This is a genomic window from Mesorhizobium sp. WSM1343, from assembly GCF_055901535.1.
Genome location: NZ_CM148370.1, coordinates 1,665,195 through 1,681,484, shown reverse-complemented (window position 1 = coordinate 1,681,484; position 16,290 = coordinate 1,665,195). Strand labels below are relative to the sequence as shown.

Sequence of the window (16,290 nt, the reverse complement as noted above, 5' to 3'; positions counted from 1 at the left end):
AGGGAGCAATCATGACGAACGGCATCACCGTCACACGCGAGCGCATTGCCGCGATGGAACCGCGCATCCGCCCCTATATCAGGCACACGCCAGTACTTCGCGTCGACATGGCCGACTTCGACCGGCCGCCGCTGGCCGTCGACCTGAAGCTCGAATGCCTGCAGCATTCCGGCTCGTTCAAGGCGCGCGGCGCCTTCACCAATCTCCTGGAGCGGCCGGTTCCCGCAGCCGGTGTCGTCGCCGCATCGGGCGGCAACCATGGTGCGGCCGTCGCCTATGCCGCCATGCGGCTCGGCCACAAGGCTACCATCTTCGTTCCCGAGGTGAGCCCGCCAGCCAAACTGGAGCGAATCCGCTCCTATGGCGCCGAGCTGATCGTCGGCGGCGCCCGCTACGCCGAGGCGCTGGCGGCCAGCGAACGATTCGCCGAGGAGACCGGCGCCTTGCAGATCCATGCCTTCAACCAGGAGGAAACGCTCGTCGGCCAAGGCACGCTCGGGCTCGAAATCGAGGCCGATTTGCCTCGGATCGACACGCTGCTGGTCGCTGTCGGCGGCGGCGGCCTGATCGGCGGCATCGCTGCCTGGTTTGCCGGCCGCATCCGCATCATCGCCGTCGAGCCGGAAGGAGCGCCGACGCTGCATCGCGCCTTCGAGGCCGGACACCCCGTCGATGCGCCGGCCGAGGGCATCGCCGCCGATTCGCTGGCGCCAAAGCGCGTCGGCGAAATGATGTTCCCGATCGCCGAGGCCTATGTGGAACGCTCGATCCTGGTCGGCGACGACGACATCGTCGCCGCGCAAAAGGCGCTGTGGAACCGAACCCGCATCATCTCCGAGCCGGGAGGTGCGGCCGCCTTTGCCGCGATCCTGTCGGGCCGCTATGCGCCGGCGCAGGGCGAACGGCTCGCCGTGCTGGTTTGCGGGGCGAATGCGGACCCCGCTACCTTCTAAAGTGCCTACCACCTTCTAAAGGGTATGCAGGATGGAACTATAACGGTCCACTTCACGTTTTTTCGAACCGCCTCGCCTTTGCCGTGTTTGCTGGTATTCTTTGAGTCGTGAGGCGTCGGGCTATCTGCCCGCTCCACAGCATGATCCCGAAACATGGAATCCCTTTCGGAACAGATCATGCTCAAAGGGATAGGGCCGCATCCCGGTTTCGGGATGCCATAGGCTCAAGGAAGGGCCGATGACGCAACGACCCACCTTCAGCAGCGATCGCGGCCTCGCCAGGCGGCTGGCTTTGAGCAGGCTGGCCACGCGGGTCTCGATGGTGGTCGAGCGCGGCTGGCCGTTGCTGCTTCCCCTGGTCATCGTTGCCAGCCTGTTCCTCAGCATCTCCTGGCTCGGGCTATTCTCCCGGCTGCCGGATATGACGCGCATCGGCCTGGTCGCTGCCTTTGCCATAGCAGCACTGGCCGCGCTTTATCCCCTGCGTTTCTTCCGCCTGCCGGGCGCCGGCGAAATCGACCGCCGCATCGAGGCAGCCAATCAACTGTTGCACAGCCCGGTGCTGGTGCAGACCGACCGGCCAAGCGGCCGGGAAAGCAGCTTCTCGCAGGCGCTATGGCGCGAACACCAGAAGCGCATGGCCGGAAAGCTCGACAACCTCGGCGCCGACCTGCCGCGGACGCGCGTGCCGGAGCGCGACCCTTGGGCCCTGCGCGCGGTGGCGGCACTTTTGCTCGTTACCGCCTTCGCCTTCTCCTTCGGACCGACGGGCGGCAGGATCAGCGACGGGTTCAATGCCCATGGCGCGCGCGATATCGTGCCGCCGCGCATCGACGCCTGGGTGACGCCGCCGTCCTACACCGGCAAGCCGCCGATCTTCCTGACCGCCGACGCCAACCAGGCCATCCCGACCTTTACGGTTCCCGAAGGCAGTGACGTTTCGCTGCGCGTGACGGGCGGCTCAGGCGAGGAAACGCTCGGCTACGCCGACAAGAATGGCAATTCCCGCGCCATCGACCCGGCTGCGCCGCAGGCCGCCGCCAAGCCGGCTGCAAGCCCGGCTACGCCGTCCAAGGTGCGCCAGTTCACCAGCAAGCTGACCGGCGACGGCACGCTGACGCTGACGTCGGGCGAGGACCAGCTCGGCCGCTGGGCCTTCGCGGTCGTATCGGACAAGCCGCCGCAGATCCGCTTCGTCGGCGAGCCCAAGCGCGCCGCCAACGGCGCCTTCGAGCTCAACTACCAGATCGACGACGACTATGGCGCCGCCACCGCCAAGGCGGTGTTCGCGCTCGCCGATCCGCAGGCGCCGAATGCGCGTCCACTGTACGGTGCACCTGAAATGCCGCTGGCGCTGCCGCGCCGCGGCGGCAAGTCGAACGCCGCCAGGACCTCGAAGGACCTGACCGAGCATGTCTGGGCCGGCAGCGGCATCAAGCTGACGCTGGTCGCCACCGACGATGCCGGGCACACCGCATCGAGCGAAACCAAGACGCTGCTGATGCCGGAGCGGCCCTTCGCCAATCCGCTGGCACGCGCCGTGATCGAACAGCGCCGCCTGCTGGCGCTCGACGCCAACGCCAAGCCGCGCGTGCTCGACCTGATGGACGCCATCACGCTGCGGCCGGAAGACACCTTCGACAACATGTCCCACTACCTCGCCATCATGAGCGCCCGCACCCGGCTGAAGATGGCCGACAGCGACGATCAATTGCGCAGCGAGGTCTCCTATCTCTGGGAAATCGCGCTCGGCATCGAGGAAGGCAATCTTTCGGCCGCCGAAAAGCGGCTGCGCCAGGCGCAACAGGCGCTGCAGGACGCCATCAAGAATGGCGCCAGCGACGCTGAAATCGAAAAGGCGATGAAGGAACTGCGCGAGGCGATGAACCAGTTCCTGCAGGAATTCGCGGAGCGCGCCAAGCAAAATCCCAACGCCCCGCAGATGCAGCAGAATGGCCAGGAACTGCGCCAGAGCGACATCGATCGCATGATGGACCAGATCGAGAACCTGGCGAAGTCCGGTGATCGCGACAAGGCCCAGCAATTGCTGTCGCAACTGCAGGACATGATGAACAATCTGCAGGCCGGCCGTCAGCAGCAAGGCGGTCAGCAGGACAGCGAGATGCGCCAGCAGATGGACAAGCTGGGCGAGATCCTGCGCCGTCAGCAGGAGATGATGAACGACACCTTCCGCATGGATCAGATGCAGCGCGGCGAGCGCCAGCGCGGGCAGAACCGTGACGAGCAGCTCGGCGAAGGCGGCCAGGATGAGGACAGACCCGGCGTCGGCGAAGACCGCGATCCGCTCGCCCGGCAAAAGCCGATGACGCCCCAGGAATTCGCCGATGCGCTGAAACAGCTGCAGCAGGGCCAGGGCCAGTTGCAGAGCGACCTCGAACAGCTGAAGAAGGGCCTCGAAGGCATGGGTATGGAGCCCAATGAAGGATTTGGCGAGGCCGGCAAGTCCATGGGCAATGCCGAACAGGCACTCGGCGAGGGCGAAGGCGATGCGGCCGTCGGCCATCAGGGCCGGGCGCTGGAAGCGCTGCGCAAGGGCGCCAAGGACATGATGAAGCAGATGCAGGCCATGCAGGGCGACCAGGGTGGCGGCGAGGAAGGCGGCCGCCAGCAGAACGCCGATCGCGATCCGCTCGGCCGGCCCCGCGCCAGCCAGGGTCCCGATTTCGGCGATTCGGTGAAGGTGCCCGACGAGATCGACGTCCAGCGCGCCCGCCAGATTCTGGAAGCGATCCGCAAGCGGCTCGGCAATGCGCTCAGCCCTGACATCGAACGCAGCTATCTGGAACGGCTGCTCGAGCTGAAATAGAGCAATTCCAGGAAATATGTGAAGCGGTTTTCCGTCCGGAATTGCGAAAAAACAAAGGGATTGCCGCCCCCGTCCATCCCACCTGAAAACCCTCTCGCACGGTTGCACCACCATGCCCAGACTTGGCGCCGTCACACCCATCCTGCGCATCTTCGACATTGCCAAGGCGCGTGAATTCTATGTCGACTTCCTCGACTTCAAGGTGCAGTGGGAACATCGCTTCGCCGACGACGCGCCGCTCTACATGGCGATCGGCCGCGACGGCTGCGTCCTGCATCTCAGCGAACATCATGGCGACGGTGCACCCGGCATCGCCGTGCGCATCGAGGTCGAGGACATCACGGCTCTTCATGGCGAGCTGATCGGCAAAAACTACCGCTTCGCCAGGCCAGGCGTGGAAGAGACGCCTTGGAAGACCCGCGAGGTATCGGTCGCCGATCCGTTCGGCAACAGGCTGCATTTCTACGAGGATGCCGCCGGCTGACTGAGCCTGTTGACGAAGGCTTCGCGGATCGCATCCTGCATGCCGTCGATCGCCTCGCCTGACGCGTTCGGGTTGCGGTGCATCACCACGTTCGAGGAATCGATGGCGCCGAATCCGTCCGCCGTGGTCAGTTCACGACAGCCGTCCGGAATGTTGCTGCGCGAGATCGGCGCGATCGCCAGCCCGGAGGTGACGGCGAGCTTGAGGCCGCCGGTGGTGTCGCTGGTATAGGCGACACGATAGGCAAGATCGCGCTGCTCCAACGATTTGATAGCGAAGTCCTTGCACCAGCCGGCCCGGTTGTAGAGCGCGATCGGCACCGGCTGTTCCTCATGCATGTGATGCAGGGACGATGTCACCCACACGGTCGGGTCGTGCATCAGCACTTCGCCGCCGGCGGGATCCTGCCATTCGAACACCACGCACAGATCGAGCTCGCCGGCAGCGAGCGCCGCCATCTGTGCCCCGGAATGGGCATAGCGCACGGTGACCTCGACCTGCGTATGACGCTTCGAGAAAGCGCCGAGCGCGCGCGACAGGATGGCGTGGCCATATTCCTCCGGAATGCCGATGCGCACCGGCCCGCCAAGCGGCGCTGCCGCCATCGATGCCGACGTCTCGTCGAGCAGCGAGACGATGCGGCGGGCGTTGACGATGAGTTCGCCGCCGCGCCGCGTCAACGCGACGCCGCGCGAACCGCGCTCGAACAGGCTGGCGCCGATCAGATCTTCGAGCTTCTTCATCTGCATCGACACCGCGGATTGGGTGCGGCCGGCCTGCTCCGCCGCCTTGGTGAAATTGCCGGTCTCGGCAATCGCCACGAAGGTGCGCAGGAGGTCGCTGTCGAGGGTCGGCCGCATGAAATCCGCCATAAGAGAATTTGATTGCTGGCATCATTCCAATTCGTTTGCAACATGTCAAACGGCGGATGATAGTCGCCTCACCCATTGGATATGCGGCTGCGAAATCAGCCGCGGACCAATCAAGAGTCCTCACTCGTGCCCGCTGCCCGAAACGGTGGCGGGTTCTTTTTACCCCGCAGGCGGCAGCTTCGGATCGTACGCGCAGGAGCCTGGATGCAGATGCAAAATCGGATGGTGGGCGGCATCCTGAGCCTGTGCCTCGGCGTGCTGGTCTTTTCGCTGCAGGATCCGCTCGTCAAAGCCGTGTCGAGCGGTTATCCAGTGACCGAGGTGATGGCGATCCGCTCGATCGTCGCTCTGCCGATCCTCATCGTTTTGGTCCATGCTGATGTTGGCTTGCGGGCGATCCTGTCGAAGCGATCCGGCATGCTGACGGTGCGCGCCTTCATCCAGTTCACCTCCTATACGATGTACTATCTGGCCATCGCCGCCTTGCCGCTTGCCGATGCGGTGGCGCTTTATTTCATGGCGCCGCTGTTCATCATGGTGCTGGCCGGGCCCTACCTTGGCGAGCGCGTCTCCTGGCAGACACTGGCAACCGTGCTGATCGGCTTGTTCGGCGTCCTCGTGATGCTGCGCCCCGGCGCAGGGCTGTTCGACTGGGCAGCGCTGCTGTCGCTGGGCTCGGCGGCGCTCTATGGTTTTTCGCAGCTGATGGCCCGCAAGATCGGCGACACCGAATCGTCCACCGTGATGGCCTTCTATCAGAACGGCGCCTATCTGGTTGGCGCCGCCGTGGTTGCCGGCGCGTTTCACCTTGCCGGCATAACCCACGCCGTCCACCCCAGCCTGGAATTCCTGGTACGGCCATGGCTTTGGCCGACGCTGCCGGATTTTCTCAAGATGGCCGCCTGCGGTTTCGTCGCCTCCGCCGGCATGATCCTGCTGTCGCAGGCTTACCGGATGGCGCCGGCCAACCGCGTTGCCACCTTCGAATATACCGGCATCCTGTGGTCGCCGCTGTGGGGTTTCCTGTTCTTCGCCGAGGTGCCGCGGTCGACGACCGTGATCGGTGCCGCCTTGATCATCGGCGCCGGCCTGCTGGCGCTCAGCACCGAACGGCGCAAGAGTACTCCACCTGTGCTCGCTGCCGCCGACCCAGCCTGATCAGGCGAAGCAGATCAGCGCCCGTTCGACACGCGAGCGGATTTCAGCCAGCGTGAAGGGCTTCTGCACGACATCGAGGATGATGCCGTTCAATTCCTCGGCGCGCTCGCGCTGGTCGGCATAGCCGGTCATCAGCACGATCTTGATGGCGGGAAACAATGCTGCCGCCGCTATCGCCATCTCGATGCCGTCCATCTCCGGCATGCGGATATCGGAGACGACGAGATCATATCCGCCACGCGCGGCCTGGATCAGCGCAAGCCCCTGCGCGCCATCCGCCGCGATATCGATTGTGTGCCCGGCGCGTTCAAGCGCGCGGGCGGCCAGGGTGCGGACGGACTCATCGTCCTCGACGATCAGAAGCTTTGCCATGGCCGGCATATTTGGCCGCCAAAAGTTGACTTTTCCTGAAAGCGCTGAGGATCAGCAAACCTTTTTGATGCCGCTCAGGCATTCCCTTTGACGACACCGACAAAGGGCAACTCGCGAAAGGCATGGGCTACATCCATGCCGTAGCCGACGACGAAATAGTCGGGGCAGTCGAAGCCGACATAATCGGCATTGAGTTCGGTCTGGCGGCGCATGCGCTTGTCGAGCAGCACGGCGATCGAACAGCTCTTGGCGCCCCGCGACAGCATCAGCTCCCGGGTGAAGCTCAGCGTCTTGCCCGATTCGAGAATGTCGTCGATCAGCAGCACGTCGCGGCCAGCGACCTCATTGTCGATGTCGCGCAGCACCCTCACCTCACCGCTGCTGGTGCCGGCGCCATAGCTGGAGATGAAGATGAATTCCACCTCCGGCGACAGGCCGACATCGTGCATGGCGCGGATGAGATCTGCGGCGAAGATGAACGACCCCTTCAGCACCGAAATCACCAGGAGGTCATGGTAGTCGTGTCCGGCAATCTCCTTGGCGAGTTCGAGATTGCGCCGCGCGATCGCCGATGCAGAAAACAGAACTTCGATGTCCTTGCCGCGTACAATTGGCATTTTTCGCCCCGCTGATTTTCTTGCCTAAACGCGTTCACGCCCAGCATGTGTTGAGATTCAGGTCAGGCTGAGTCGAAAACGGTGGTTTCCGAGAACCGGAGCGGAGCGTACTGAAGTACGTGAGCACCGGAAGCGCAGGAAACCGCCGTTTTCGGCCAGTCTCACCTGAATATCAGCACACGCTATTCGGCGAAGGTGACCGATACAGTTCTTACACCGTTTCTAGGCACGTCGAGCCGGCTGGCAAAGCCGAATCTTTCGCCAGAGGCCAGCGAACGGCCGGATGTCCCCAACGTATAGCGGGTGATGTGCCCGTCATTGCCGGTCACCCGGATTTCAAGCGGCGGCAGCTGCGCCGGTTTGGCGCCGTCATTGGCGGCCTCGCCATCGACGAACAGCGCAGGGTTCGGTCCGGAAGCATCGACGCGTGACGTGACGCCCGAAATGCTGAGCGCCGACGCTTGCGCGCTGGACAGGAACGGCACCTGGCGCACCAGCGCGTGCCCGCCCGAAACCCAGAAGGCGGCCAAGGCAGCGCCGATGCCGGCGATCCAGAAGATCGGCCCGCCGCGCGAGGCTGGCGGCCGCTCCGGCGGGGCTTCGGGCTTGCGCAGCATGTCCATGCCCTCGATGGGTGGCATGACGATCGCACGCGGCAGCGGCGAAACGCTTTCCACGGCAGGTGCAGGGCGCGGCATCACCACGTAATCGGCATCGATGATGTCGGCGGCCGAACCGCGCATGAACCGGTCCGCCGCGGCAATTGCCGCCGGATCGGTCATGATTTCGCCGGAAACCGGGCGCGCGGTTCGATCGTCAGCCATCATGGCCCCAGCATTGCAGCACGTGTTCGCTTTTCGTTTCTTTTGCGTAAACACAAATGGTTAACGCTTCCCCACCGGAGCCCTCGTGACGAGTCGAAAGAGCCTAGGAATTAACCGCCGGTTAACCATGCCGGCCGATGGTCTTTACCCAGAACAGGCCGGCTCACTGCCGTGCCGAATTTCAGGTCGTCGAAATTGATTCGCTTCGAAAATGTCGGCCTCCGCTATGGCATGGGTCCGGAAATCCTCCGCGACATCTCCCTGCACATTCCGGAGCGCTCCTTCCAGTTCCTCAGCGGGCCTTCGGGCGCCGGCAAGACGACCTTGCTGCGCCTGCTGTTCATGTCGCTGAAGCCGACGCGCGGGCTGATCACCATCTTCGGCAAGGATCGCTCCCGCATTTCCCGCACCGAGCTGCCGCATCTCAGACGCCGGATCGGCGTGGTGTTCCAGGATTTTCGGCTGCTCGACCACATGACCACCTATGAGAACGTCGCGCTGCCGCTGCGCGTGCGCGGGCGCGAGGAGGCGAGCTACCGCACCGATGTCACCGAGCTGTTGAAGTGGGTCGGGCTGGGCGAACGCATGCATGTGCTGCCGCCGGTTCTGTCCGGTGGCGAGAAGCAGCGCGCCGCGATCGCGCGGGCGCTGATCGAGCAGCCGGAAATCCTGCTCGCCGACGAACCGACCGGCAATGTCGATCCGCCGCTGGCGCGACGCCTGCTGCGGCTGTTCATCGAACTCAACCGTCTCGGCACCGCCGTGGTGATCGCCACCCACGACCTCGGCCTGATGGAACAGGTCGACGCGCGCCGCATGATCCTGGCCGGGGGAAGGCTGGATATCTATGACTGAACTGTCCGCCGAACATTTTGTGGAAAGGGAGCAGGACGCCGAGGCGACCGAAGCAAAGCCGCGCGCCCAGCGCAGGATGGCGCCGATCGTGCCGGCGCAGAACATCGCCGGCCGGGCGCTGGTGCTGGTCATCGCCATCATGACCTTCCTGTCCTGCCTGACTTTCGGCGCGGTGACGCTGGTGCGCGACACAGCGTCCGTCTGGGAAAACCAGATTTCACGCGAGGCAACGATCCAGATCAAGCCGGTCGAGGGCCTCGACATGGAAGCGGCCCTTACCCAGGCCTCCCAGATCGCCGGCGAATTCCCCGGCGTCAAGGCGACCCGGATCATCGACCGCGAGGCGACCGCGCGGCTCCTTGAGCCCTGGCTGGGCTCGGGCCTCAACATCGACGAATTGCCGGTGCCGCGACTGATCATCGTCACCATCGACGAGAACAGCCCGCCCGATTTCGCCGCCATACGCGCCGCGATCACCCCGAAACTGCCGAGCGCATCGCTCGACGATCACCGCACCTGGGTCGACCGGCTGGTGGCGATGGCCCGCACCACGGTGACCATCGGCATCGCCGTGCTGGCGCTGATGCTGTCGGCGACGGTGCTGACCGTGGTGTTCGCGACGCGCGGCGCCATGGCCGGCAACGGTCACATCATCGAAGTCCTGCATTTCGTCGGCGCCGAGGCACGCTTTATCGCGCGCGAATTCCGCCGGCATTTCCTGGTCACCGGCATGAAGGGAGCGGCGGCCGGCGGTGCCGCCGCAGTGCTCGTGTTCATCGTCTTTTCCTGGTGGTCGTCGCGCAACATGGCGACGCCGCAGGCCGACCAGGCGACCGCCCTGTTCGGCAATTTTGCCATCGGTTCGGCAGGCTATCTCGGTGTCGTCTTGATGGTGCTGGTGATCGGCGGACTGACGGCGGCAACCTCGCACGCCACCGTCGTTGCCTATCTCAGCGACATCGATGTCCGCCAACCGGATGCAGGCTAATTCATGTCGTCCAAAGTGAGAACCGGTTTTGGGACAACGACATGGATAAACAGGGTGATCACGAATAGAGAATTCGCGTAACGCAAAGTGCGTCTTTTACCTACCCAAGGCCGCATTTCAGGATTAACCATATGGTGATGGACGCGCGGGATTCGACCGGTACGGCTGGGCAGATGCCAGTGGTGGTTGCACGTTCGCATGACCGCCGCGCTGTGAGCCGTCTAAGAGCCACGTTGCGCCTGTCCGCCCTCTCCGTCCTCATCCTCGCAACTTTGTTTGCCGGCGGTTTCGGTTGGTTCGCCAACAAGGTCAGTCACCTGACGACGCCCGCCAATCCGGCCAGGGCAGACGCGATCATTGTCTTGACCGGCGGCCAGTCCCGCCTCGATGCCGCGATGGATCTGCTGGCGTCCGGCAAGGGCGAACGGCTGCTGATCAGCGGCGTGCATCCTTCGGCCAGCCGTCGCCAGCTGCAGGCGGCAACCGGCGGCGACAAGAATCTGTTCTCCTGTTGCGTCGACATCGACCGCGCTGCGCTCGACACGATCGGCAATGCCGAGGAAAGCGCCAAATGGGTGGAGAGCCACGCCTATGGCACGGTGATCCTCGTCACCAACAATTATCATATGCCGCGCAGCCTGCTTGAGATGGGCCGGCTGCTGCACGGCGCCAAGCTCGAGCCCTATCCGGTGGTCAATTCCAACCTCGACAATGGCGGCTGGCTGACCAAACCGCGGGCGTTGCGCGTGCTGTTCACCGAATACAACAAATACCTGCTGGCGCTGGCGCGCGGCATCGTGCCGGTCAAGCCGACGCCCAACGGCATCGCGCTGGCCGAAACCGCGGCCGGCGGCTGAACCTAGTTCCCGGCGGCCGCGCCTGAATTCCCCTTGAGCCGTGCGATCTCCTGTTCGAGGCGTTCGATCCGCTTATCTCGCTCGCCGAGTGCGGCCGCTACGTCGGCCGCCTCGAACCGTTGCGGGATATGCTGCGGGCAATTGGCATCCCAGGCCGAGACCGTGAACAGGATGACCTGCTCGGGGCGCGCCTTGTAATCCTGCGGCATCAGCTTCGCCATCAGATCGGCATCGTTCTCGACGACGCGCGCGGTGCCCCAGAGCTTGATGCGCTGGCGGTGCATATAGTCGATGAGGAACAGGAAGGCCTGCGGGTTGTCGGCCAGATTGCCCTGCGTGATGAACTGCCGGTTGCCGGCAAAATCCGCGAAGCCGATCGTGTGTTCGTCCAGCACCTTGAGGAAGCCGGCCGGCCCGCCGCGATGCTGGATGTAGGGCTGGCCATCGCCATTGGCCGTCGACAGGAAGACGCTGGTCTGCATTTCGATGAAGGCGGCAAGGTCCGAGGTGATGCCGGCCTGCCAGCCGCCACGCTCCTCGACGCGGGCATAGGACTGACGTGAGCCCTTGCGGGCCTGGATCGCCTTGACGGTCGGCGTGAAGGCGACGTCGCTGGTGAAAGCATGTGCGTTCATCGAAAGCTTCCTTGCGGCAAGATGCTAAAGCCCGAGCTCCGACAATGTCGGGTGGTCGTCCGGCCGCCGGCCGAGCGGCCAGTGATACTTACGATCGGCCTCGCCGATCGGCAGGTCGTTGATGCTGGCGATGCGCAGACGCATCAGCCCCTGTTCGTCGAATTCCCAGTTCTCGTTGCCGTAGCTGCGGAACCATGAACCGCTGTCGTCGCGCCATTCGTAGGCGAAACGCACGGCGATGCGGTTGCCGTGGAAGGCCCAGACCTCCTTGATCAGCCGGTAGTCGAGCTCGCGGCTCCATTTGCGCGTCAGGAAGGCCTGGATGGCGTCGCGGCCTTGCAGGAATTCGGCGCGGTTGCGCCAGCGGCTGTCCTTTGTATAGGCGAGCGCGACCCGCGCTGGATCGCGTGAATTCCAGGCATCCTCGGCCATGCGCGCCTTCTGCGCTGCGGTCTCGGCGGTAAACGGCGGCAGCGGCGGGCGGGCTTCGGACATGGCAACTCCTGTGCGAGGCCATGCTGCAGGCAGGGCCGACAGACCGGAATATAAGCCTTCCATCATTCAAAGGCAGGTGGCATATTCGTAACTTGTCCTTCCATTTTTCGGAAGAAGCTATGGATCGTCTCGAGGCCATGTCGCTCTTCGTCGCCGCGGTCGAGGCCGGCAGCCTTTCCGCGGCCAGCCGCCGTTTCGGCATTCCGCTGGCGACGGTCAGCCGCAAGATTTCCGATCTCGAGCGCCATCTGAACACACGCCTCCTGAATCGTTCGACGCGACGGCTGACACCGACCGATGCCGGCCAGGCCTATCTTGCCGCCTGCCGCCGCATCCTGGACGACGTCGGCGAGGCCGAACGCACGGCCGCCGGCGAATACAGTGTTCCGACCGGCGAACTGGCCATCACCGCGCCGGTCGTCTTTGGCCGCCTGCACGTGCTGCCGGTCGTCACCGGCTTTCTCGCCGCCTATCCCGACGTGGACATCCGCCTGACATTGGCCGATCGCATAACCCAGCTGGTCGAGGACCATTTCGATCTCGCCATCCGCATCGGCCGATTGCCCGATTCGAGCCTGGTCGCCATCGGCGTCGGCGCGATCCGCCGCGTCGTCTGCGCCAGCCCGGCCTATCTGGCCGAACACGGCACGCCAACGACCCCGGAGGATCTGGAAACACACGATTGCATCACCTTCGAGGGGCTCGCCTCCGCCGCCAGTTGGAGCTTCATCAAGGGCAAGGCCGAAATCCCGGTTCGGGTCCGCTCGCGGCTTCAGGTCAACACCGCCGAAGCGGCCATCGATGCCGCGATTGCCGGCGTCGGGCTGACGCGTGTGCTTTCCTACCAGATCGAAGCCGCGCTGCGGTCCGGCGCGCTGCGCGTCCTGCTGCAGGAATTCGAGCCGGCGCCATGGCCGGTAAGCCTGGTGCATGCGGGCCATGGCCTGCTGCCGGTCAAGCTGCGCGCCTTCCTCGATTTTGCCGCTCCGCGCCTGAAGGCGCGGCTGGCGCGGCTGATGTAGCGGAACCAGGCCAACCCATCGGTGGCCGTTCTTCGTCGCCACCCAAAGCGCCCTGCGGCCATTTCCTTTTTTCCCGCGCTTGGTGTAACCAACGCTCACCTCCTCACCGGGCTCCCCCAATGCTCTACATCAGATCGCTGACGTTCAATTTCGTCTTCTACGTCAACCTGATCGTCCAGATGATCCTCTGGACCCCCTACTATTTCCTGTCGCCCCGGCACCGCGCCTGGTTCGTGCCGAAATTCTGGTCGCGCACCTCGATGTGGCTTTACGAAAAGATCGCCGGAACGAAGAACGAGATCACCGGCCGGGAAAACCTGCCCGAAGGCTCCTTCATCCTGGCACCAAAGCACCAGTCGTTCTGGGACGCGATCGCCTTCTTCCCCTTCCTTCAGGACCCGCTCTACATCCTCAAGCGCGAGCTGACCTGGATCCCGTTCTTCGGCTGGTACATCATGAAGATGCGCATGATCCCGGTTCATCGCGGCAGCCGTTCGAAAGCACTGAAGGCCGTGGTCGCCGCGACCAAGGAAGAGATGGCGCGCAACCCTCGCCAGCTCATCATCTACCCCGAAGGGACAAGACGCGCGCCGGGCGACGAACCGGCCTACAAATACGGCATCGTCGAAATCTACACGCAGCTTGGTGTTCCGGTGGTGCCGGTTGCCCATGTCGCCGGCCTCTATTGGCCGCGCCGCAAATTCCTGCGCTATCCCGGCACCATCAAGGCGCGTTTCCTGCCGCCGATCCCACCGGGACTGAGCAAGGACGAATTCATGGCCCGGCTGATCGGCGAGACCGAAGCTGCCTGCGACCAGTTCCTGATTGATGCGGCGCGCGGCCCGAACCCGCCTGCCTTGCCGCCGACAGCGGCGAAAAGGCTGCAAGAGCTGGACAACGCCGCAAGAACCAAAGTCTGAACCGGAAGTCTCCGGCCGGCAGTTCTCAGCCGAACACCGCCAGCGCGGTGGTCAACACCAGCGTCACGGCAAAGACCAGGTTGATGATCCGCGAGGCCGCCGGCCGGCGCAGGAAGCGCGCGAACCCAGCCCCCGCGACAAGCCACAGAGCGTGGATGGCAACGATCATCAGGGCGAGAACCGTCAGCTTCAGCCATAGACCAGGCTCAGTGGCGCCCTGTTTGGACGAAGCACCGGCGAACACGGCGGCGATCGCCACATAGGCCTTTGGATTGGCGACCGCGAGAAGAAATCCAGCCAGCCATGTGGGACGCGAAGCCTCGGCGGCGTGCGCCGCCAGCGGCGGCGCCGTAGCGATCTTGAAGGCGAGATAGAGGATGTAGGCCGCGGAGGCCAAAGCCAGCAACGGCGCCAGCTTCGGCATCGAGGTGAGCACTGCCATGACCCCGGTCGCGACAACCAAAAGCACGGCGATCGTGCCCAGGATGATTCCCCAGGCATAGCCCAGGGAATGGCGCAAACCGAAGGCGGCACCAACGGCGGTGACGCTTATCGTTGCCGGCCCCGGGCTGCCCATGATGACGGCGGAGGCAAGCACGAGCGCGCACAACTGGCGCCAAAGATCCGGCTGCAAAAGAAGCGGCTCAGTCATCTCACCCTCTGTCTTGCCCCGTGCGAAGGAGGCTATGGCAAGACAAGAGGGTCGTCTTGGACGTTCGTGCGAGGAGCGGCCGCCGAAACTTCAGTCGCTCGCTTTGTCGAGTTCGGCCATGTCGGCGGCGCTCAGCTTCAGCGACGCCGCCTTGATCAGGCTGTCCATCTGCTCGGGCTTGGTGGCGCTGGCGATCGGCGCGGTGACGCCCGGCCGAGCGATCACCCAGGCAAGCGCGACTTCCGCCTGCTTGGCCGAATGCCTTGATGACACCGCGTCGAGTGCCGCAAGGATGCGCATGCCGCGCGCATTGAGATAGTCCTTCACGCCGCCGCCACGCGGGCTTTGGCCGAGATCGGCCTCGCTGCGGTATTTGCCGCTGAGGAAACCTTTGGCCAGGCTGAAATAGGTGATGACGCCGATGTCCTCGGCCACGCACAGATCGCGCAACGGCCCGTCAAAGGATGAGCGATCGTAAAGATTGTATTCCGGCTGCAGCACCTCGTAGCGCGGCAGACTGCGCAGGCTCGCCACATCGAGTGCCGCACGCAACTGGCCGGCGTCGAGGTTAGAGCACCCGGCATAGCGAATCTTGCCCTTGGCGAGCAGCTTCTCGTAGGCGCCAAGCGTTTCCTCATAGGGCGTCGCAGGATCCGGCCAATGCGACAGATAGAGATCGATGAATTCGGTCTGCAGCCGCTTCAACGATGCGTCGACGGCCTTTTCGATGTAGGCGGCGGACAGGTCCTTGTGCCCCTGTCCCATATCCGAACCGACCTTGGTGATCACCACGACCTTGTCGCGATTGCCACGGTCTTTCATCCATTTACCGATGATGGTTTCCGATTCGCCGCCCTTGTGGCCTGGAACCCAGCGCGAATAGGCGTCCGCCGTATCGATGGCGTTGAGGCCGGCGCCGACGAAGCGGTCGAGCAGGTCGAACGAGGTTTTCTCGTCGGCAGTCCAGCCGAAGACGTTGCCGCCCAGAACCAGCGGCGCGATGGACAAGTCGGTGCGACCGAGACGACGTTTCTGCAAGGCGGATCTCCGGGATGATTGGGCGGGCAAATGGCGCCCGCGGGCTGAGGGTTGGAGCCTAACCTAGGTCTTGCCTGAACGAGGTCAAAGGCCTGGCGGCCTTTTTCCGCAGAGCCAGCTTCACAAAGGCGCGACCTGCAGCGCCACCTCTTCCAGCCAATGATCGCGAATGCCCAGCGCCTCGAGATGCTCCAGCGTGCTCAGCACATAGTCCTCGTTGTTGCCGGACTGGCCGACCGCACCGCGCACCACGGCCGCCGCATCTGCAGCGTCGAGCGCTCCGGCATATTGCTCGTGCTGGCGGTCGACAATGTAAACCACCGCGTCGACCGCACCGCCGCCGTCGAGGCGAACCTTGAGCAGACGCTCCAGATAGACATTGGTGACCAGCTCGCGCTCGCGCAGATAGGCCATAACCTCGTCGCGCAAGTCGCCGGGGACGCGGAATGCGAGGCCGACGCAGGACCCGCCACGATCGAGGCCGAGCACCAGCCCCGGCCGCTCGCGCGTGCCGCGATGCACGAAGGAATAGACGCAGAGCGAGCGCCGGTAGCCATGCAGGCGGGCACGCTGTGTTTCGACATGCGCGAATCCCGGCCGCCAGATCAGCGAGCCATAGCCAAACACCCAAAAATCGCCCATATCGCCGCGCCTGATTGCAAAAGATGCCAACACCGCACCCGGACCGGTGTTTTTTCCGCCCGTCCCGTCTAACTATTCG

Annotated in this window: 18 protein-coding genes; 9 read left to right on the top strand and 9 right to left on the bottom strand. The window is 64.2% G+C overall.

What is annotated here, in order from left to right; genetic code table 11:
• Positions 1-11 precede the first annotated feature (11 nt).
• From AC0NIL_RS08135 to AC0NIL_RS08125, 3 genes are all read left to right on the top strand, one after another.
• Positions 12-953 (top strand): threonine/serine dehydratase, encoded by a 942-nt coding sequence (locus AC0NIL_RS08135; protein WP_473572625.1) that lies wholly within the window; start codon positions 12-14, stop codon positions 951-953.
• Between the two features lie 238 nt (positions 954-1,191).
• Positions 1,192-3,780 (top strand): TIGR02302 family protein, encoded by a 2,589-nt coding sequence (locus AC0NIL_RS08130; RefSeq protein WP_473572626.1) that lies wholly within the window; start codon positions 1,192-1,194, stop codon positions 3,778-3,780.
• Between the two features lie 112 nt (positions 3,781-3,892).
• Positions 3,893-4,264, top strand: coding sequence for a glyoxalase superfamily protein (locus AC0NIL_RS08125; RefSeq protein ID WP_473572627.1), 372 nt, complete (start codon positions 3,893-3,895; stop codon positions 4,262-4,264).
• On the opposite strand, the gene AC0NIL_RS08120 is transcribed toward AC0NIL_RS08125, so the two are convergent.
• The gene (locus AC0NIL_RS08120) at positions 4,243-5,124 is read right to left on the bottom strand and encodes a LysR family transcriptional regulator (RefSeq protein ID WP_024503767.1); all 882 of its coding nucleotides are present in this window, start codon (positions 5,122-5,124) and stop codon (positions 4,243-4,245) included. The two genes, AC0NIL_RS08125 and AC0NIL_RS08120, sit on opposite strands and share 22 nt — an antisense overlap.
• 222 nt (positions 5,125-5,346) lie before the next feature.
• Here AC0NIL_RS08120 and AC0NIL_RS08115 point away from each other — a divergent pair, with 222 nt between their 5' ends.
• Positions 5,347-6,294, top strand: a complete 948-nt coding sequence (locus AC0NIL_RS08115) for a DMT family transporter (RefSeq protein ID WP_063173806.1) — start codon at positions 5,347-5,349, stop codon at positions 6,292-6,294.
• Here the strand turns inward: AC0NIL_RS08115 and AC0NIL_RS08110 are convergent, their stop codons facing one another.
• From AC0NIL_RS08110 to AC0NIL_RS08100, 3 genes are all read right to left on the bottom strand, one after another.
• Entirely contained in the window at positions 6,295-6,666 is a 372-nt protein-coding gene (locus AC0NIL_RS08110) for a response regulator (RefSeq protein ID WP_024503765.1), read from the bottom strand. It abuts the gene before it with no gap.
• Between the two features lie 74 nt (positions 6,667-6,740).
• Entirely contained in the window at positions 6,741-7,283 is a 543-nt protein-coding gene (gene hpt, locus AC0NIL_RS08105) for a hypoxanthine phosphoribosyltransferase (protein ID WP_473572628.1), read from the bottom strand.
• 182 nt (positions 7,284-7,465) lie between these two features.
• Positions 7,466-8,110 carry a hypothetical protein gene (locus AC0NIL_RS08100; RefSeq protein ID WP_013529400.1) on the bottom strand — a complete coding sequence of 215 codons (645 nt, stop codon included), beginning with the start codon at positions 8,108-8,110 and terminating at the stop codon, positions 7,466-7,468.
• A gap of 192 nt (positions 8,111-8,302) precedes the next feature.
• Between AC0NIL_RS08100 and ftsE the strand changes: the two genes are divergently transcribed.
• From ftsE to AC0NIL_RS08085, 3 genes are all read left to right on the top strand, one after another.
• On the top strand, positions 8,303-8,962 hold the full coding sequence (gene ftsE, locus AC0NIL_RS08095) for a cell division ATP-binding protein FtsE (RefSeq protein ID WP_010911739.1): 660 nt from the start codon (positions 8,303-8,305) through the stop codon (positions 8,960-8,962).
• Positions 8,955-9,950 carry a cell division protein FtsX gene (locus AC0NIL_RS08090; RefSeq protein ID WP_473572629.1) on the top strand — a complete coding sequence of 332 codons (996 nt, stop codon included), beginning with the start codon at positions 8,955-8,957 and terminating at the stop codon, positions 9,948-9,950. The genes ftsE and AC0NIL_RS08090 overlap by 8 nt, the downstream gene beginning before the upstream one ends.
• Positions 9,951-10,081: 131 nt before the next feature.
• Positions 10,082-10,807 carry a YdcF family protein gene (locus AC0NIL_RS08085; RefSeq protein ID WP_013529398.1) on the top strand — a complete coding sequence of 242 codons (726 nt, stop codon included), beginning with the start codon at positions 10,082-10,084 and terminating at the stop codon, positions 10,805-10,807.
• 2 nt (positions 10,808-10,809) lie between these two features.
• Here the strand turns inward: AC0NIL_RS08085 and AC0NIL_RS08080 are convergent, their stop codons facing one another.
• Complete coding sequence (locus AC0NIL_RS08080; protein ID WP_473572630.1) at positions 10,810-11,442, bottom strand: pyridoxamine 5'-phosphate oxidase family protein; 633 nt, start codon at positions 11,440-11,442, stop codon at positions 10,810-10,812.
• Between the two features lie 24 nt (positions 11,443-11,466).
• The gene (locus AC0NIL_RS08075) at positions 11,467-11,937 is read right to left on the bottom strand and encodes a nuclear transport factor 2 family protein (protein WP_224620164.1); all 471 of its coding nucleotides are present in this window, start codon (positions 11,935-11,937) and stop codon (positions 11,467-11,469) included.
• A 119-nt stretch (positions 11,938-12,056) separates the two neighbouring features.
• Here AC0NIL_RS08075 and AC0NIL_RS08070 point away from each other — a divergent pair, with 119 nt between their 5' ends.
• Positions 12,057-12,959, top strand: a complete 903-nt coding sequence (locus AC0NIL_RS08070) for a LysR family transcriptional regulator (RefSeq protein WP_013529395.1) — start codon at positions 12,057-12,059, stop codon at positions 12,957-12,959.
• Between the two features lie 119 nt (positions 12,960-13,078).
• The gene (locus AC0NIL_RS08065; RefSeq protein WP_024503759.1) at positions 13,079-13,879 is read left to right on the top strand and encodes a lysophospholipid acyltransferase family protein; all 801 of its coding nucleotides are present in this window, start codon (positions 13,079-13,081) and stop codon (positions 13,877-13,879) included.
• 25 nt (positions 13,880-13,904) lie between these two features.
• On the opposite strand, the gene AC0NIL_RS08060 is transcribed toward AC0NIL_RS08065, so the two are convergent.
• The 3 genes from AC0NIL_RS08060 to AC0NIL_RS08050 form a co-directional block, all read right to left on the bottom strand.
• Positions 13,905-14,531 carry a LysE family translocator gene (locus tag AC0NIL_RS08060; protein WP_473572631.1) on the bottom strand — a complete coding sequence of 209 codons (627 nt, stop codon included), beginning with the start codon at positions 14,529-14,531 and terminating at the stop codon, positions 13,905-13,907.
• Between the two features lie 90 nt (positions 14,532-14,621).
• On the bottom strand, positions 14,622-15,569 hold the full coding sequence (locus AC0NIL_RS08055) for an aldo/keto reductase (protein ID WP_013529392.1): 948 nt from the start codon (positions 15,567-15,569) through the stop codon (positions 14,622-14,624).
• Between the two features lie 120 nt (positions 15,570-15,689).
• Positions 15,690-16,211, bottom strand: a complete 522-nt coding sequence (locus AC0NIL_RS08050; RefSeq protein WP_473572632.1) for a gamma-glutamylcyclotransferase — start codon at positions 16,209-16,211, stop codon at positions 15,690-15,692.
• Positions 16,212-16,290 lie beyond the last annotated feature (79 nt).

Excerpts from the sequence above, each read along its gene's own strand:
- AC0NIL_RS08100 (WP_013529400.1), bottom strand. The coding sequence starts at position 8,110 with ATGATGGCTGACGATCGAACCGCGCGCCCGGTTTCCGGCGAAATCATG.
- AC0NIL_RS08075 (WP_224620164.1), bottom strand. The coding sequence starts at position 11,937 with ATGTCCGAAGCCCGCCCGCCGCTGCCGCCGTTTACCGCCGAGACCGCA.
- AC0NIL_RS08065 (WP_024503759.1), top strand. The coding sequence starts at position 13,079 with ATGCTCTACATCAGATCGCTGACGTTCAATTTCGTCTTCTACGTCAAC.
- AC0NIL_RS08090 (WP_473572629.1), top strand. The coding sequence starts at position 8,955 with ATGACTGAACTGTCCGCCGAACATTTTGTGGAAAGGGAGCAGGACGCC.
- AC0NIL_RS08120 (WP_024503767.1), bottom strand. The coding sequence starts at position 5,124 with ATGCGGCCGACCCTCGACAGCGACCTCCTGCGCACCTTCGTGGCGATT.
- AC0NIL_RS08085 (WP_013529398.1), top strand. The coding sequence starts at position 10,082 with ATGGTGATGGACGCGCGGGATTCGACCGGTACGGCTGGGCAGATGCCA.
- AC0NIL_RS08060 (WP_473572631.1), bottom strand. The coding sequence starts at position 14,531 with ATGACTGAGCCGCTTCTTTTGCAGCCGGATCTTTGGCGCCAGTTGTGC.
- AC0NIL_RS08080 (WP_473572630.1), bottom strand. The coding sequence starts at position 11,442 with ATGAACGCACATGCTTTCACCAGCGACGTCGCCTTCACGCCGACCGTC.
- AC0NIL_RS08115 (WP_063173806.1), top strand. The coding sequence starts at position 5,347 with ATGCAAAATCGGATGGTGGGCGGCATCCTGAGCCTGTGCCTCGGCGTG.
- AC0NIL_RS08070 (WP_013529395.1), top strand. The coding sequence starts at position 12,057 with ATGGATCGTCTCGAGGCCATGTCGCTCTTCGTCGCCGCGGTCGAGGCC.
- AC0NIL_RS08125 (WP_473572627.1), top strand. The coding sequence starts at position 3,893 with ATGCCCAGACTTGGCGCCGTCACACCCATCCTGCGCATCTTCGACATT.
- AC0NIL_RS08130 (WP_473572626.1), top strand. The coding sequence starts at position 1,192 with ATGACGCAACGACCCACCTTCAGCAGCGATCGCGGCCTCGCCAGGCGG.
- AC0NIL_RS08135 (WP_473572625.1), top strand. The coding sequence starts at position 12 with ATGACGAACGGCATCACCGTCACACGCGAGCGCATTGCCGCGATGGAA.
- hpt (WP_473572628.1), bottom strand. The coding sequence starts at position 7,283 with ATGCCAATTGTACGCGGCAAGGACATCGAAGTTCTGTTTTCTGCATCG.
- AC0NIL_RS08050 (WP_473572632.1), bottom strand. The coding sequence starts at position 16,211 with ATGGGCGATTTTTGGGTGTTTGGCTATGGCTCGCTGATCTGGCGGCCG.
- AC0NIL_RS08110 (WP_024503765.1), bottom strand. The coding sequence starts at position 6,666 with ATGGCAAAGCTTCTGATCGTCGAGGACGATGAGTCCGTCCGCACCCTG.